We start from the raw sequence: 16,124 nt of genomic DNA, 5'->3' as shown, positions 1-16,124 counted from the left end.
ACGAGAAACGACATCAGAAAGCCATTAACTGAGTCCGGATATTTGGCGCCAGACAATCCGCCCGAACTTTGCATGTCAAAATCGTGCGGGCCACCAACCTGCTTATAAATGCAGGTAACATGCGTCGCTTTGCAGCCACTCGGCCTGACCATGTCCGCGACTTCCCGTTTCCCCTTTCTTCCCTATCTGTTCGCCTGCCTGCTCGGGCTGTTTGCCCTGTGCGGCTTCTGGTACGGCCTCGGCAAACCGGTGATCCTGCCGGACGTCGCCACCCCGACCCACAAGTTGCAATGCGCCTCCTACACCCCGTTCGATAAAGACCAGTCGCCGTTCGACGTGCCGTTCAAACTGCGCCCGGAGCGCATGGACGCCGACCTCGCCCTGCTTGCCACCCGCTTCGAATGCATCCGCACCTATTCCATGACCGGCCTCGAAGCGCTGCCGGATCTGGCGCGCAAACATGGTTTGAAGTTGATGATCGGCGCGTGGGTCAACAGCAATCCGGTCGACACCGAGAAGGAAGTCGACTTGCTGATTGCCTCGGCCAACGCCAACCCGGACGTGGTCAGCGCCGTGATCGTCGGCAACGAAGCCTTGCTGCGCAAGGAAGTCACCGGTGCGCAACTGGCGAAGCTGATCAACAAGGTCAAGAGCCATATCAAGCAACCAGTCACCTACGCGGATGTCTGGGAGTTCTGGCTCAAGCACCCGGAAGTCGCGCCGGCGGTGGATTTCCTGACCATACATTTGCTGCCGTACTGGGAAGACGATCCGTCGAACATCGACGCCGCGTTGCATCATGTGGCGCAAGTGCGTCAGGTGTTCGGCAACAAGTTCGCGCCCAAAGACGTGATGATTGGCGAAACCGGCTGGCCGAGCGAAGGCCGACAGCGGGAGACCGCCCTGCCGAGCCGGGTCAACGAAGCCAAGTTCATTCGTGGTTTTGTCACCCTCGCCGAACAGGAAGGCTGGCGCTACAACCTGATCGAAGCGTTCGACCAGCCGTGGAAGCGCGGCAGCGAAGGCGCGGTCGGTGGTTACTGGGGGCTGTTCGATGCGGACCGCCAGGACAAGGGCGTGTTGGCCGGGCCAGTATCGAATGTGCCGTACTGGTCGCAGTGGCTGGCGGTCGGCGGAGTGATCTTCCTCGGCACATTGCTGCTGGGCGGTCGGGTTCGTACGACGCGTTCGGCACTGATCCTGCCGCTGCTCGGCGCCCTCGCCGCCTGCTCGATCGGCGCCTGGGGCGATCTGGCGCGGGTGACCACGCGGTTTGCCAGCGAATGGCTGTGGGTCGGCTTGCTGACGATCCTGAATCTGTTGGTGCTGGCCCATGCCGCGCTGACCTTGAGCGCCCGCAATGGCTGGCGTGAACAGGCGTTCAACGCTTTCGAGCGACGGGCCGGCTGGCTGGTGGCGGCAGCCGGTTTCGCCGCTGCCGTGATGATGCTCGAGCTGGTGTTCGATCCGCGTTATCGCAGTTTTCCGAGCATGGCCTTCATTCTGCCGGCGCTGGTTTACCTGTGCCGCCCGGTCAGCGTGGCCCGTCGGGAGATCGCCCTGCTGACCTTCATCATCGGCGCGGGCATTGCGCCGCAGCTGTTCCGTGAAGGATTGCAGAATCAGCAGGCGTGGGGCTGGGCGCTGGTCAGCGTGTTGCTGGTGGCTGCGTTGTGGCGCTGCCTGCGGGTTCGCAAAGGCTGATCTTCAAAGGCTGTACCGGCCTCTTCGCTGGCAAGCCAGCTGCCACAGGATTCCTGTCTGCCACAGGTTCGGTGTCGACATAGATCAAGTGTGGGAGCTGGCTTGCCAGCGATGGCTGACTGTCAGACGCCGCGAGACTCTCTAACCAGTCGCAACCCGGCAATCACCACCGCAAATACCGCCAGCGTCGTGTTGTACAGCGCCAGCGCCGGCAACCCGAACACCAGCGCCAGCACCGCCAGCCACCACCCTGCCCGGCCCGGCACGACAAAACCGAGCACGGCTGCAGCGACCGCCGCCCAGCCCAGCAGCTGGAAATGAATCATCAGGCCCAGGTTCGAGCGCACCGAGCATTCCCAGCGGCTCGCCTCATCCACGCAGATGCCCACCCACTGCGCGTCCTCCATGAAGCCATAACGCGCGCCATAACTGGCAGCCAGCCACAACGGCAACAGAACGAGCAGCAGAATCACGGGCAAGCGGCGGGACATGGAACACTCCAATCGACGAAATCGGCGGCCAGCTTAATCTGCCGCCGCGCATACGCAAGGACTAACAACTCTTAGCTGGTCATTCCTTCCTTGCAAAGTGTATCGTCCGGCTACTATTACTCCGAATTCTGTCAGTTTGGTGCCGTGGCATGGCACTTTGACGCAAACCCGGTGGTCATAGCCTGCGAACTTCATTCGGCACCTTCCTCTAAGGGATCCAGTCATGCTCCGTTCCTTGCGCTTCGCCGCCCTGTTTGGCGGCCTTATTCTGAGTGCGTCCGCGCTGGCGGTGGATATCGACGCCGCCAGCTATGGCTATCCCCTGACCAACCCGTTCGAGGCGACCATCGCCACCACGCCGCCGGACTTGCGCCCGGAACTGCCACTGGACGACGACATCGATCAGGCCGATCGCAGCGTCACCCTGCGCCCCGAGCGGGAATTCATCCTGCCGGACAATTTCTGGCCGGTGAAAAAACTCACCTATCGCATCGCCACTCAGGACAAGGCCGCGCCGCTGATCTTCCTGATCGCCGGCACCGGCGCGCGCTACGACAGCACGCTCAACGAGTACCTGAAGAAGCTTTATTACAAGGCCGGCTACCACGTGGTGCAGTTGTCCTCGCCGACCAGCTTCGACTTCATGAGCGCCGCCTCGCGTTTCGCCACCCCCGGCGTGACCAAGGAAGACGCCGAAGACATGTACCGGGTGATGCAGGCCGTGCGGGCGCAGAACCCGAAACTGCCGGTCACCGACTATTACCTCAGCGGCTACAGCCTCGGCGCCCTGGACGCGGCCTTCGTGGCGCATCTGGATGAAACCCGTCGCAGCTTCAACTTCAAGAAAGTCCTGCTGCTGAATCCGCCGGTCAACCTCTACACCTCGATCACCAACCTCGACAAGCTGGTGCAGACCGAGGTCAAGGGCATCAACAACAGCACTACTTTCTATGAACTGGTGCTGAACAAACTGACCCGCTACTTCCAGCAGAAGGGCTACATCGACCTCAACGATGCGCTGCTCTACGACTTTCAGCAGTCCAAGCAGCACCTGAGCAACGAGCAGATGGCGATGCTGATCGGCACCTCCTTCCGCTTCTCGGCAGCCGATATTGCGTTCACGTCGGACCTGATCAACCGTCGCGGCCTGATCACCCCGCCCAAATTCCCGATCACCGAAGGCACCAGCCTCACGCCGTTCCTCAAGCGTGCGCTGCAATGCGACTTCGACTGCTACCTCACCGAACAGGTGATCCCGATGTGGCGCGCCCGCACCGACGGCGGCAGCCTGCTGCAACTGATCGATCAGGTCAGCCTGTATGCGTTGAAGGATTACCTGCACGACAGCCCGAAAATCGCCGTCATGCACAACGCCGACGACGTGATCCTCGGCCCGGGCGACCTCGGCTTCCTGCGCCGGACCTTCGGCGATCGCCTGACCGTTTACCCGCTGGGCGGCCATTGCGGCAACCTTAACTACCGCGTCAACAGCGACGCCATGCTGGAGTTCTTCCGTGGCTAAATATCTCCTGCTGATTGCAGCGCTCCTCAGTGCAGGTATGGCCCAGGCCGACAACAGCAAAGCCAATGCACCGGTGGTCATCGACAGCGACGGTTTCAAGGAGCCGCTGTCCAAACTCAAGTTCAACCCGGGGCTGGATCAGCGCGAGTTCGAGCGCTCGACCCTCAGCGCGCTGAACGTCTATGACCCGCTGGAAGAGTGGAACCGCCGCGTCTACCACTTCAACTACCGCTTCGACCAATGGGTGTTCCTGCCGGTGGTCGATGGCTATCGCTACATCACCCCGAGCTTCGTGCGCACCGGCGTGAGCAACTTCTTCAACAACATTGGCGACGTGCCGAACCTGGTCAACAGCCTGTTGCAGTTCAAGGGCAAGCGCTCGATGGAAACCACCGCGCGCCTGCTGCTCAACACCACCATCGGCATCGCCGGACTCTGGGACCCGGCTACCGCCATGGGCCTGCCGCGCCAGAGCGAAGACTTCGGCCAGACCCTGGGCTTCTACGGCGTACCGGGCGGCGCCTATTTCGTGCTGCCGATCCTCGGCCCGTCGAACCTGCGCGATACCGCAGGTCTCGCCGTGGACTACACCGCCGAGTCCGCGATCAACTTCCTCAATGTCTCGGAAGTCAGCTCCAACCACCCGGAAGTCTGGGCACTGCGTGGCGTCGACAAGCGCTACCAGACCAGCTTCCGCTATGGGCAGCTGAACTCACCGTTCGAGTACGAGAAGGTGCGCTACGTCTACACCGAGTCGCGCAAGTTGCAGATCGCCGAGTAAAAACGCCAGCCACAAAAAAGGCCATTCGATGCGAGTCGAATGGCCTTTTTGTTTGCCTCAGGATTCAACCCTTCAGCGATTTCCAGACTTTGCCGATCACGGACACGCCCGCCAGCACCACCGCACCCGCGATGATCCCCGCCACGCCGTTCAACAGCATCGGCACCACGAACCCGGCGCCACCGGCCGCTGCGCCGACGCTTTCGATCCAGTGATGCACCACCGGCACACCGTGGGTCAGGATGCCGCCACCGACCAGAAACATCGCCGCCGTGCCGATTACCGACAGGCTTTTCATCATGTACGGCGCAGCGCGCAGGATGCCGTTGCCGATACTTTTGGCCATCTGCCCGGGTTTCTGAGTCAGCCACAGACCGAGATCATCGAGTTTGACGATACCGGCCACCAGGCCGTAAACGCCCACGGTCATGACAATGGCGATGCCCGACATCACGATCACTTGCTGGGTCAGCGAAGCATCGGCCACGGTGCCGAGGGTGATGGCGATAATTTCCGCCGAGAGGATGAAGTCGGTGCGGATCGCGCCCTTGATCTTGTCCTTCTCGTAGGCCACCAGATCGGTGGCAGGATCGGCCACGGCGTCGACCAGTTGCGCATGCTCGGCCTCGTCTTCGGCCTTGCTGTGCAGGAACTTGTGCGCGAGTTTTTCGAAACCTTCGAAACACAGGTAGGCGCCACCGACCATCAACAGTGGCGTCACCAGCCACGGCACGAACGCACTGATCGCCAGCGCCGACGGCACCAGGATCAGTTTGTTGACGAACGAGCCCTTGGCCACCGCCCAGACCACCGGGATTTCCCGCTCCGCGCGTACGCCGGAGACTTGCTGGGCGTTGAGCGCCAAGTCGTCGCCGAGCACGCCGGCGGTCTTCTTGGCAGCCATTTTGGTCATCAACGCAACGTCGTCCAGAACGGTAGCGATGTCGTCGATCAGCACCAGCAAACTGCTTCCTGCCATGAATCATGTTTCCTTATGTGAATAATGCCGCGCAGCATACCGCGACTGCGGGCCACACGGGGCATTGTTGAGCGCCGCGCGAGGCCGGTGCTACCATGCGCAACCGCCAGAACAGGCAAGGAACCACCGGGTTTATGAGCACAATCCGCGAGCGCAACAAAGAACTGATCCTGCGTGCAGCCAGTGAAGAGTTTGCCGACAAGGGCTTCGCTGCGACCAAAACCAGCGACATCGCCGCCAAGGCAGGACTGCCCAAGCCCAACGTCTATTACTACTTCAAGTCCAAGGAAAACCTCTACCGCGAGGTGCTGGAAAGTATCATCGTGCCGATCCTGCAGGCCTCGACCCCGTTCAATCCGGACGGCGTACCGAGCGAAGTGCTGAGCGGCTACATCCGCTCGAAGATCCGCATCTCCCGCGACCTGCCCTTCGCCTCCAAGGTGTTCGCCAGCGAAATCATGCACGGCGCCCCGCACCTGAGCGCCGACCTGGTCGAGCAGCTCAACGGCCAGGCCAAGCACAACATCGACTGCATCCAGACCTGGATCGACCGCGGCCAGATCGCCCCGATCGACCCCAACCACCTGATGTTCAGCATCTGGGCCGCGACCCAGACCTACGCCGACTTCGACTGGCAGATCTCCGCCGTAACCGGCAAGGACAAGCTCGACGAAGCCGACTATGAAGCCGCAGCACAAACCATCATCCGGTTGGTGCTCAAGGGCTGCGAGCCGGACTGAAATCTCCGGCGACCTCATCGCTAGCAGGCTAGCTCCCACTCTCCTGCATCCGCAAGCTCTCCTGTGGGAGCTAGCCTGCTAGCGATGAAGGCGACTCGATTTTGGCTTGAGCCCAAATGGCATCCCACAACGGATAGTCAGACAGCTTTTCCACCAGTCCGGCCCGCAATGGGTTAGCCACGACATACCGTGCCATTTTCACCAAGTCATCTTCTTGGCGCAGAGCCTGGTCATAAAACCCCTTTTGCCAAAGATTGATTTTTCCGCCAATGGACTGGTTCACGGCTTTGGTACTGAATGATTTAGTCCGTTGCATCAACTCACCGAGCGATCCCCTCTTCAGCTCAACGAGCCAGTGAAAGTGATCGGGCATAACAACCCAAGCCAGAGAGTTCACATGACCCTGTTTCTGCGCAAAGACAAACTGATTGGCCACTAACCTGCCCAAAGTAAAATCTCTGAAAAACGGTTTTCTCTGGCAAGTATTGGAAGTGAGCAAATAAATGCGATCAGGTTCGGCATAGCGGCCGATCCTTAGGCGGTGTGAAGCGGGTGAATTGGACATTGATGAGCCTCCTCCATGATTACAGTCATGAAAAAAGCTAGCCCTGAAAAGGCTGGGGGGCTGTTCAGATCCTTATCAGGTTGTGTCTGCCAGGCAGCCATCGCGAGCAGGCTCGCTCCCACAGGGGCTTTAAGGTGGCCACAGAAATGTGTCTACCTGTGACCACCTGTAGCAGTAAGCCAGCTCGCAATGGCGTCAGTTCAAACGCCGCAAATCACGCAGCCACCCCCGCATCCGCCCGCAGGTCCAGGGCCTCTACGGCTTTGATTGCCACCTGTTCATCGATGTCCGACAGATCGCCGCTGATGCCGATCGCACCCAGCACGTTCCCCGCCTGATCACGAATCAACACACCGCCCGGTGCCGGCACGACGCTGCCCTGCCCCATGCTGTTGAGCGCGGCGATGAACGCCGGGCGTTGTTGCGCGTCCAGCGCCAGCAGGCGTGAGCCCTTGCCCAGGGCGATGGCGCCCCAGGCTTTGCCGATGGCGATGTTCGGGCGCAGCAGGCTGGCGCCATCTTCGCGCTGCAAGGTGACCAGATGGCCGCCGGTATCCAGTACCGCGATGGTCAGCGGCGCGGCGGAAATGGCCCGCCCTGCATTGATGGCTTCGTTGACCAGCTTGACTGCGACTTTCAAGGTTAAAGCGCTCATGGTGCCGTCCTCATTTTGTTATTGGGAAAGTCGTTGGACTGCGCGCAAGTGCCGCAGCCCGATGCAACAAATAGAACACAATGAATTATTTTTTTGTATACAATAATTCCCGAAAAGCGCTCCATGCGACGAAAAGCCACAGCAGAACAGGCTTCCGACGAATGAAACAGGCGCTTGAGAAAATGGATTGACCTGCGCCGTCCGCCGTGAATACACTCTGCGCAAAGCCACTTGTATACAATTACAAAACGTAAAGAGGCACAAAACCATGAGCAAAATGAGAGCAATCGAAGCCGCCGTTCTGGTGATGCGCCGTGAAGGGGTTGATACCGCTTTTGGCATTCCGGGCGCTGCAATCAACCCGCTGTACTCCGCCCTGCAGAAAGTCGGTGGCATCGATCACGTCCTCGCTCGCCACGTTGAAGGCGCCTCGCACATGGCCGAGGGCTACACCCGCACCAAGGCCGGCAACATCGGCGTGTGCATCGGTACTTCCGGCCCGGCCGGTACCGACATGGTCACCGGTCTGTACAGCGCCTCCGCGGACTCGATCCCGATCCTCTGCATCACCGGGCAGGCACCCCGCGCCCGTATGCACAAGGAAGACTTCCAGGCCGTCGACATCACCAGCATCGTCAAGCCGGTGACCAAGTGGGCGACCACCGTTCTGGAGCCGGGCCAGGTGCCTTATGCGTTCCAGAAAGCCTTCTACGAAATGCGTTCCGGCCGTCCGGGCCCGGTGCTGATCGACCTGCCGTTCGACGTGCAGATGGCTGAAATCGAATTCGACATCGACGCCTACCAGCCACTGCCGCTGGCCAAGCCAAGCGCCACCCGCGTGCAGGTCGAAAAAGCCCTGGCAATGCTGGATCAGGCCGAGCGTCCATTGCTGGTGGCCGGGGGCGGCATCATCAACGCCGACGCCAGCGAACTGCTGGTCGAGTTCGCCGAGCTGACCGGCATTCCGGTCATCCCGACCCTGATGGGCTGGGGCACCATTCCGGACGATCACCCGCTGATGGTCGGCATGGTCGGTCTGCAGACTTCGCACCGTTACGGCAACGCCACCCTGCTCAAGTCCGACGTGGTACTGGGCGTCGGCAACCGCTGGGCGAACCGTCACACCGGCTCGGTCGACGTCTACACCGAAGGCCGCAAGTTCATTCACGTCGACATCGAACCGACCCAGATCGGCCGCGTGTTCACCCCGGACCTGGGCATCGTTTCCGACGCTGCCGCCGCGCTGACCGTGTTCATCGAAGTCGCCCGTGAATGGCAAGCCGCCGGCAAGCTGAAAAACCGCTCTGCCTGGCTGCAGGATTGCCAGCAGCGCAAGGCCAGCCTGCACCGCAAGACCCACTTCGACAACGTGCCGGTCAAGCCGCAGCGCGTCTACGAAGAAATGAACCAGGTGTTCGGCAAGGACACCTGCTACGTCAGCACCATTGGTCTGTCGCAGATTGCCGGCGCGCAGTTCCTGCACGTCTACAAGCCGCGTCACTGGATCAACTGCGGCCAGGCCGGCCCGTTGGGCTGGACCATTCCGGCAGCGCTGGGCGTGGTGAAGGCCGATCCGAACCGTAAAGTCGTGGCCCTGTCGGGGGACTATGACTTCCAGTTCATGATCGAAGAACTGGCGGTCGGCGCTCAGTTCAAACTGCCGTACATCCACGTCGTGGTGAACAACTCGTACCTGGGGCTGATCCGTCAGGCCCAGCGCGGGTTCGATATGGACTACTGCGTGCAGCTGTCCTTCGATAACCTGAACGCGCCGGAACTCAACGGTTATGGTGTCGACCACGTCGCAGTCGCCGAAGGCCTGGGCTGCAAGGCACTGCGTGTGTTCGAACCGGCTGACATCGCCCCTGCCCTGCGCAAGGCCGAAGAGCTGATCGAAGAGTTCAAGGTGCCGGTGATCGTCGAGATCATTCTGGAGCGTGTGACCAACATCTCCATGGGGACCGAGATCAACGCCGTCAACGAATTCGAAGACCTGGCGCTGGTCGGCAACGATGCGCCTACCGCGATTTCGTTGCTCGACTGAACGTAACCGGCTCCCTCTCCCTCCGGGAGAGGGTGGCTACATGTCCCTCTCCCCCAGGAGAGGGGACTTGATCGCGTTCAGTCTGACCAACCGTGTCAAAACTGTTTTAGGAGACCACCATGCCGCGTTTCGCAGCCAACCTGTCCATGCTGTTCACCGAACAGGATTTCCTTGCCCGTTTCGACGCCGCCGCCAAGGCTGGCTTCAGCGGTGTCGAGTACCTGTTCCCGTACGATTTCAGCTCTGCCGAAATCAAGGCCAAACTCGACGCCAACGGTCTGACCCAAGTGCTGTTCAACCTGCCGGCCGGTGACTGGGCCAAGGGCGAGCGCGGTATCGCGTGCCTGCCGGACCGGGTCGAAGAGTTCCGCGCCGGGGTCGACCTGGCCATCGCTTACGCCCAGGTGCTGGGCAACACCCAGGTCAACTGCCTGGCCGGTATCCGTCCGCAGGGCGTGGACGATGCCACCGTTGAAAAGACCTTCGTCGCCAACCTCAAGTACGCCGCCGACAAGCTGCAAGCCGTCGGCATCAAACTGGTGATGGAAGCGATCAATACACGCGATATCCCGGGCTTCTACCTGAACAACACGGCACAGGCCCTGTCGATTCGCGAGCAGGTCGGCAGCGCCAATCTGTTCCTGCAATACGACATCTATCACATGCAAATCATGGAAGGCGATCTGGCCCGCACCCTGCAATCGCACCTGGCCGAGATCAACCATGTGCAGCTGGCCGACAACCCGGGCCGCAACGAGCCGGGCACCGGCGAGATCAACTACCGCTTCCTGTTCGAACACCTCGATCGCATCGGTTATCAGGGCTGGGTCGGCTGCGAGTACAAACCGCTGACCACCACGGAAGCGGGCCTCGGCTGGCTGAAGACCCACAACGCGATCTGACCCCCTATTTGCTTGAGCAAGACAAAAACAAGAGGATTTTCTCATGGCTAAAATCGGATTCATCGGCACCGGCATCATGGGCCACCCAATGGCAGCGAACCTGCAGAAAGCCGGTCACAGCCTGTTCCTGTCGGCGCACCACGACGCCGCCCCTGCCGACCTGGTCGCCGCTGGCGCCGTTGCCCTGGCCAACCCGAAAGAAGTGGCCCAGGAAGCTGAATTCATTATCGTGATGGTGCCGGATACCCCCCAGGTCGACGACGTGCTGTTCCGCGCCGACGGCGTCGCGGCCGGTATCGGCAAAGGCAAAGTCGTGATCGACATGAGCTCGATCTCGCCGACCGCCACCAAGGCTTTCGCCGCGAAGATCAACGAGAAAGGCGCGCAATACCTCGACGCTCCGGTGTCCGGCGGTGAAGTCGGCGCCAAGGCTGCAACCCTGAGCATCATGGTCGGTGGCGACGCCGATGCCTTCGAACGCGCACTGCCGCTGTTCCAGGCCATGGGTAAGAACATCACCCTGGTTGGTGGCAATGGCGACGGTCAGACCGCCAAGGTGGCGAACCAGATCATCGTTGCCCTGAACATTCAGGCCGTGGCCGAAGCCCTGCTGTTCGCTTCGAAAAACGGTGCCGATCCGGCCAAGGTGCGTGAAGCGCTGATGGGTGGCTTCGCCTCCTCGAAGATCCTCGAAGTGCACGGTGAGCGCATGATCAAGGGCACCTTCGATCCGGGCTTCCGCATCAGCCTGCACCAGAAGGACCTGAACCTGGCCCTGCAAGGCGCCAAGGAGCTGAACATCAACCTGCCGAACACTGCCAACGCCCAGCAAGTGTTCAGCACCTGCGCGGCCATCGGTGGCAGCAACTGGGACCACTCGGCGCTGATCAAGGGCCTGGAACACATGGCCAACTTCTCGATTCGCGACAAGAAGTAAGCCTGCCCCAACCTGCATCAAACCTGTGGGAGCCAGCCTGCTGGCGATGGAATCAACGCGGAGTGTCTGCCAGACCTCAGCGCCTGAATCGCTAGCAGGCTAGCTCCCACAGGGTTCCGAGTTGCCCTTTCGAATAACAAGAATTCCGGGAGCCCGCCATGTCGGTCGATCCGCAACAACTGCTGCGCGAGCTGTTTGCCACAGCCATCGACGCGGCCCATCCGAACCAGGTCCTCGAAGCGCATCTGCCGGCCGATCGCACAGGTCGCGTGATCGTCATCGGCGCCGGCAAGGCTGCCGCTGCCATGGCGCAAGTGGTCGAGCGCTGCTGGGAAGGTGAAGTCTCGGGCCTTGTGGTGACCCGCTACGGTCACGGCGCCCCGTGCGAAAAAATCGAAGTGGTCGAAGCCGCGCACCCCGTGCCGGACGCTGCCGGTCTGGCCGTGGCCAAACGCGTGCTGGAACTGGTCAGCAATCTGAGCGAAGACGACCGCGTGATTTTCCTGCTGTCCGGTGGCGGCTCTGCCCTGCTGGCGCTGCCGGCCGAAGGCATCACCCTGGCCGACAAGCAATCGATCAACAAAGCCCTGCTCAAATCCGGCGCGACCATCGGCGAGATGAACTGCGTGCGCAAGCACCTCTCGGCGATCAAGGGCGGACGCCTGGGCAAGGCCTGCTGGCCGGCGACTGTTTACACCTACGCGATTTCCGATGTACCGGGCGATCTTGCCACGGTCATCGCCTCCGGCCCGACCGTGGCCGACCCGAGCACCAGCGCCGAAGCGCTGGCGATCATAAAGCGCTACGGCATCGAGATTCCGGCGTCCGTGCGCAGCTGGCTGCAAAGCCCGGAATCGGAAACCGTCAAACCCGGCGATCCGAGCCTGGCCCGCAGTCACTTCCAGTTGATCGCCCGCCCTCAGCAATCGCTGGATGCGGCGGCGGTGAAATGCCGTCAGGCCGGTTTCAGCACGCTGATCCTCGGCGACCTGGAAGGCGAATCCCGTGAAGTGGCGAAAGTCCACGCCGGCATCGCGCGCCAGATCATCCATCACGGCCAGCCACTGGCAGCGCCGTGCGTGATTCTCTCCGGCGGCGAAACCACTGTGACCGTGCGCGGCAATGGTCGTGGCGGACGCAACGCCGAATTTCTCCTCAGCCTCACCGACAGCCTCAAGGGCCAGCCCGGCGTCTATGCGCTGGCCGGCGACACCGACGGCATCGACGGCTCGGAAGATAACGCCGGCGCGATCATGACCCCGGACAGCTATGCCCGTGCCGCCGCCCTGGGCCTGAGCGCCAGCGACGAGCTGGATAACAACAACGGTTACGGCTACTTCGCGGCGCTCGATGCGCTGATCGTCACCGAACCGACCCGCACCAACGTCAACGACTTCCGCGCCATCCTGATCCTCGAGAGCTCTAAATCATGACGCCTGATAAAAAGGTCAAAATCCTCGCCACCCTCGGGCCTGCCGTCGACGGCATCGAAGACATCCGCGAGCTGGTCGAGGCCGGGGTCAATATCTTCCGCCTCAACTTCAGCCACGGCGATCACGCCGACCACGCCAAGCGCTATCAGTGGATCCGCGAAGTCGAGCGCCAGCTCAACTACCCGCTCGGGATCCTGATGGACCTGCAAGGGCCGAAACTGCGGGTCGGCAAGTTCGCTGACGGCAAGGTTCATTTGCATCGCGGTCAGGCGTTCCGCCTTGATCTGGACGCAACGCCGGGCGATGAGCGCCGGGTGAGCCTGCCGCACCCGGAGATCATCGCGGCGCTGGAAGCCGGGATGGATCTGCTGCTGGATGACGGCAAACTGCGCCTGCGAGTCGTGACCAAATACACCGACGCGATCGACACCACCGTGCTCAATGGCGGCGAACTGTCGGACCGCAAAGGTGTGAATGTGCCGCAAGCGGTGCTCGATCTGAGCCCGCTGACCACCAAGGATCGTCGCGATCTGAGCTTCGGTCTGGAGCTGGGGGTGGACTGGGTCGCGTTGTCGTTCGTGCAGCGTCCGCAAGACATCATCGAGGCCCGCGCGCTGATCGGCGACAAGGCGTTCCTGATGGCGAAAATCGAGAAGCCGTCGGCCGTCGAGCAACTGCGCGAAATCGCCGAACTGAGCGACGCGATCATGGTGGCTCGCGGTGACCTGGGCGTGGAAGTGCCGGCCGAAAGCGTGCCGCAGATCCAGAAAAACATCATCACCACCTGCCGCCACCTCGGCAAACCGGTGGTGGTGGCGACGCAGATGCTCGAGTCGATGCGCTTCTCCCCGGCGCCGACCCGCGCCGAAGTCACCGACGTGGCCAACGCCGTGGCCGAAGGCGCCGATGCGGTGATGCTGTCGGCCGAAACCGCGTCCGGCGAGTACCCGCTGGAAGCCGTGCAGATGATGAGCAAGATCATCCGCCAGGTGGAGAACGGTCCGGACTACCAGACCCAACTCGACGTCAGCCGGCCGAAAGCCGAAGCGACCGTGTCCGATGCGATCAGTTGTGCGATCCGCCGGATCAGCAACGTGCTGCCGGTGGCGGTGCTGGTCAACTACAGCGAGTCCGGTGCATCGAGTCTGCGTACGGCGCGGGAGCGGCCGAAAGCGCCGATCCTCAACCTGACGCCGAACCTGCAGACCGCCCGCCGCCTCAGCGTGGCGTGGGGCATTCATTCGGTGGTCAATGATCGCCTGCGTCAGGTGGATGAGGTGTGCTCGACCGCGTTGGAAATCGCTCAGGCGCAAGGAATGGCCGAGCGTGGCGATACGTTGCTGATCACCGCGGGTGTGCCGTTCGGGCAGCCGGGGTCGACTAATTCGCTGCGGATCGAAACATTGATTTAAGCAACACCTGTGTGGCGAGGGAGCGTGCTCCCGACGCCCGGCATGACGGTTTCCACAAGAGACACCGCATTCACCGGGCATGAGCTCCCTCGCCACAGCTTCAAGCAAGACCCTTTGATTTTCCTACTGCCCAGATTCTCCAGACATGCCTGCCAATCATTTCAACACCCACTGCCCTGACTGGGCCGAGGCTTTGCTCAACGGCTTCAGTCAAATCTTCCTCCAGCGTCATCCGCTGTGTGGACTCCTGTGCCTTTTGGCCATTCTATTCACCGCGCCGGTGCTGTTCGCCGGTGCGCTGCTCGGCGCGGTCGCCGGTTTGCTCACCGCGCAACGGCGCAACTACGCCAAGGCGGATCGTCAGGCCGGACTGTTCAGCTACAACGGCGTGCTGGTCGGCCTGTTGCTGAGCCTGTATTTCCCCTGGTCGCCGATGCTGCCGCCGCTGATTCTGGCGGCCGGTGGGCTGAGCGCGATGATCACGCAGCAGTGGCTCAAGCGCGTGCGCCTCACCGAATACCTGCCCGCCTACACCGCGCCGTTCGTATTGCTGAGCTGGCTGTTCCTGTGTTTCGCCGAGCCTTTGTCCGCCGCACCGGCGCTTGAACTGAACACCGTGAACCTGCTCGGTGCCGGCCTGAAAGGCTTCGGTCAGGTGATGTTCCTCGACCATCCGTTGGCCGGTGGTTTGATCGCCGCCGGTTTGCTGATCGCCGATCGCCGGGCCTTTGCCTGGGCGCTGCTGGCTTCGGTCATAGGTCTGGGCTCCAGCCTGTTGCACCACGACAGCCAAATCGCGTTGCTGGGTCTGGGTGGTTACAACGCAGTCCTCGCCGCCCTCGCCTTCAGCACCCAGCGCCAGCAACCGTGGCTGCCGCTGTTCGGCATCGGCCTGGCGCTGCTGTTGGCGCCGCTGTTCAGTGCCCTGGGTCTGGCAACCCTCACGGCACCGTTCATTCTCGCCTGCTGGCTGCTGCGCACCGGCATTCGCCTGATGCAACAACCGCAGATCAGCGGCGCGCCTTGCGCTCGCGGGGAGAATCAACCTAGGCTGCGCTGATCTTTGATTCAGGCGTGATCCATGGACAGTAACCAGCACTGGCGTGAACAGCTTTACGTCATGATTTTCCAGAGCGACACCCCCGCCGGGCGACGTTTCGACGGCATCCTGCTGTTGATCATTCTCGCCAGCCTGGTGATCGTGATGCTCGACAGCATCGACAGCGTTCACCGCAATTACGCCGATGTGCTGGCGTATATCGAGTGGGGGTTCACCATCATCTTTGCCGGCGAGTACATTCTGCGCCTGTACTGCTCACCCAAACCGTTGCGCTATGCCTTCAGTTTTTACGGATTGGTGGATCTGCTGGCGATCGTGCCGGGCATCCTCGCGCTGTACTACAGCGATGCGCAGTACTTGCTGATTATCCGGATCATCCGGATGCTGCGAATTTTCCGCGTCCTCAAACTCAGTCCGTACCTCAAGCAAGCCAACTACCTGATGTCGGCGCTGCGTGGCAGCAAGCAGAAGATCGTGGTGTTTCTGGTGAGCGTCTGCACACTCGTAACCGTGTTCGGCACGTTGATGTACGTGATCGAAGGCCCGGAACACGGCTTCACCAGCATTCCCAAGGGGATCTATTGGGCTATCGTGACCCTGACCACCGTCGGCTTTGGCGACATCGTGCCGAAGACTCCGTTGGGCCAGGTGATTTCGTCGCTGGTGATGATCACTGGTTACTCGATCATCGCGGTACCCACCGGGATCTTCACCGCCGAACTGGCCAATGCGATGCGTGGTGAACAGTTGCAACACGACTGCCCGGTTTGCCAGAAAAAGAGCCATGAAAGCGGCGCCGCATTCTGTTCGCGATGCGGTAATCCGTTATTCAAGAAAATGGAATAAGCAAAGTTCTTTTTAATCTTTAAGCGACTATGCGCGCCCCGCTATAGTCGCTG

General features: G+C 61.3%; 15 protein-coding genes. 11 read left to right on the top strand and 4 right to left on the bottom strand.

The window, feature by feature from the left end:
• Window positions 1-108: 108 nt before the first annotated feature.
• Entirely contained in the window at window positions 109-1,704 is a 1,596-nt protein-coding gene (locus tag L6D74_RS15220) for a glycoside hydrolase family 17 protein (RefSeq protein WP_236189679.1), read from the top strand.
• 122 nt (window positions 1,705-1,826) lie between these two features.
• On the opposite strand, the gene L6D74_RS15215 is transcribed toward L6D74_RS15220, so the two are convergent.
• Window positions 1,827-2,195, bottom strand: a complete 369-nt coding sequence (locus L6D74_RS15215) for a hypothetical protein (RefSeq protein ID WP_064594465.1) — start codon at window positions 2,193-2,195, stop codon at window positions 1,827-1,829.
• A gap of 223 nt (window positions 2,196-2,418) precedes the next feature.
• Here L6D74_RS15215 and L6D74_RS15210 point away from each other — a divergent pair, with 223 nt between their 5' ends.
• The gene (locus tag L6D74_RS15210; protein WP_085611502.1) at window positions 2,419-3,717 is read left to right on the top strand and encodes a serine/threonine protein kinase; all 1,299 of its coding nucleotides are present in this window, start codon (window positions 2,419-2,421) and stop codon (window positions 3,715-3,717) included.
• Entirely contained in the window at window positions 3,710-4,498 is a 789-nt protein-coding gene (locus L6D74_RS15205; protein ID WP_236189678.1) for an MlaA family lipoprotein, read from the top strand. The genes L6D74_RS15210 and L6D74_RS15205 overlap by 8 nt, the downstream gene beginning before the upstream one ends.
• Before the next feature lie 64 nt (window positions 4,499-4,562).
• On the opposite strand, the gene L6D74_RS15200 is transcribed toward L6D74_RS15205, so the two are convergent.
• A complete protein-coding gene (locus L6D74_RS15200) occupies window positions 4,563-5,477 on the bottom strand; it encodes a DUF808 domain-containing protein (RefSeq protein ID WP_085611503.1) in 915 nt (304 codons plus the stop codon).
• Window positions 5,478-5,611: 134 nt separating this feature from the next.
• Between L6D74_RS15200 and L6D74_RS15195 the strand changes: the two genes are divergently transcribed.
• Entirely contained in the window at window positions 5,612-6,217 is a 606-nt protein-coding gene (locus L6D74_RS15195) for a TetR/AcrR family transcriptional regulator (RefSeq protein ID WP_007959290.1), read from the top strand.
• 70 nt (window positions 6,218-6,287) lie between these two features.
• Here L6D74_RS15195 and L6D74_RS15190 read toward each other — a convergent pair whose 3' ends face one another.
• Both L6D74_RS15190 and L6D74_RS15185 read right to left on the bottom strand, forming a co-directional pair.
• On the bottom strand, window positions 6,288-6,782 hold the full coding sequence (locus L6D74_RS15190) for an REP-associated tyrosine transposase (RefSeq protein WP_236189676.1): 495 nt from the start codon (window positions 6,780-6,782) through the stop codon (window positions 6,288-6,290).
• Between the two features lie 214 nt (window positions 6,783-6,996).
• Complete coding sequence (locus tag L6D74_RS15185) at window positions 6,997-7,437, bottom strand: GlcG/HbpS family heme-binding protein (RefSeq protein WP_011333104.1); 441 nt, start codon at window positions 7,435-7,437, stop codon at window positions 6,997-6,999.
• Window positions 7,438-7,705: 268 nt separating this feature from the next.
• Between L6D74_RS15185 and gcl the strand changes: the two genes are divergently transcribed.
• From gcl to L6D74_RS15150, 7 genes are all read left to right on the top strand, one after another.
• Window positions 7,706-9,481 carry a glyoxylate carboligase gene (gene gcl, locus L6D74_RS15180; RefSeq protein WP_064594456.1) on the top strand — a complete coding sequence of 592 codons (1,776 nt, stop codon included), beginning with the start codon at window positions 7,706-7,708 and terminating at the stop codon, window positions 9,479-9,481.
• A gap of 119 nt (window positions 9,482-9,600) precedes the next feature.
• The gene (hyi, locus tag L6D74_RS15175; protein WP_007959286.1) at window positions 9,601-10,383 is read left to right on the top strand and encodes a hydroxypyruvate isomerase; all 783 of its coding nucleotides are present in this window, start codon (window positions 9,601-9,603) and stop codon (window positions 10,381-10,383) included.
• A gap of 43 nt (window positions 10,384-10,426) precedes the next feature.
• Window positions 10,427-11,320, top strand: coding sequence for a 2-hydroxy-3-oxopropionate reductase (locus tag L6D74_RS15170; RefSeq protein WP_085648499.1), 894 nt, complete (start codon window positions 10,427-10,429; stop codon window positions 11,318-11,320).
• A gap of 158 nt (window positions 11,321-11,478) precedes the next feature.
• On the top strand, window positions 11,479-12,753 hold the full coding sequence (locus tag L6D74_RS15165; RefSeq protein ID WP_085611505.1) for a glycerate kinase type-2 family protein: 1,275 nt from the start codon (window positions 11,479-11,481) through the stop codon (window positions 12,751-12,753).
• A complete protein-coding gene (pyk, locus tag L6D74_RS15160; RefSeq protein WP_236189674.1) occupies window positions 12,750-14,165 on the top strand; it encodes a pyruvate kinase in 1,416 nt (471 codons plus the stop codon). Before L6D74_RS15165 ends, pyk begins: the two co-directional genes overlap by 4 nt.
• Before the next feature lie 145 nt (window positions 14,166-14,310).
• Window positions 14,311-15,225 (top strand): urea transporter, encoded by a 915-nt coding sequence (locus L6D74_RS15155; protein ID WP_236189673.1) that lies wholly within the window; start codon window positions 14,311-14,313, stop codon window positions 15,223-15,225.
• Window positions 15,226-15,246: 21 nt separating this feature from the next.
• Window positions 15,247-16,071 (top strand): ion transporter, encoded by an 825-nt coding sequence (locus L6D74_RS15150; RefSeq protein ID WP_039769763.1) that lies wholly within the window; start codon window positions 15,247-15,249, stop codon window positions 16,069-16,071.
• The last annotated feature ends 53 nt before the right edge of the window (window positions 16,072-16,124 follow it).

Origin of the sequence: Pseudomonas pharyngis, assembly GCF_021602345.1 — a bacterium.
In the GTDB taxonomy this organism is placed as follows: Bacteria; Pseudomonadota; Gammaproteobacteria; order Pseudomonadales; family Pseudomonadaceae; genus Aquipseudomonas; species Aquipseudomonas pharyngis.
Note: the sequence above shows the minus strand (reverse complement) of the source record. Positions and strands in the feature narration are given on the sequence as shown.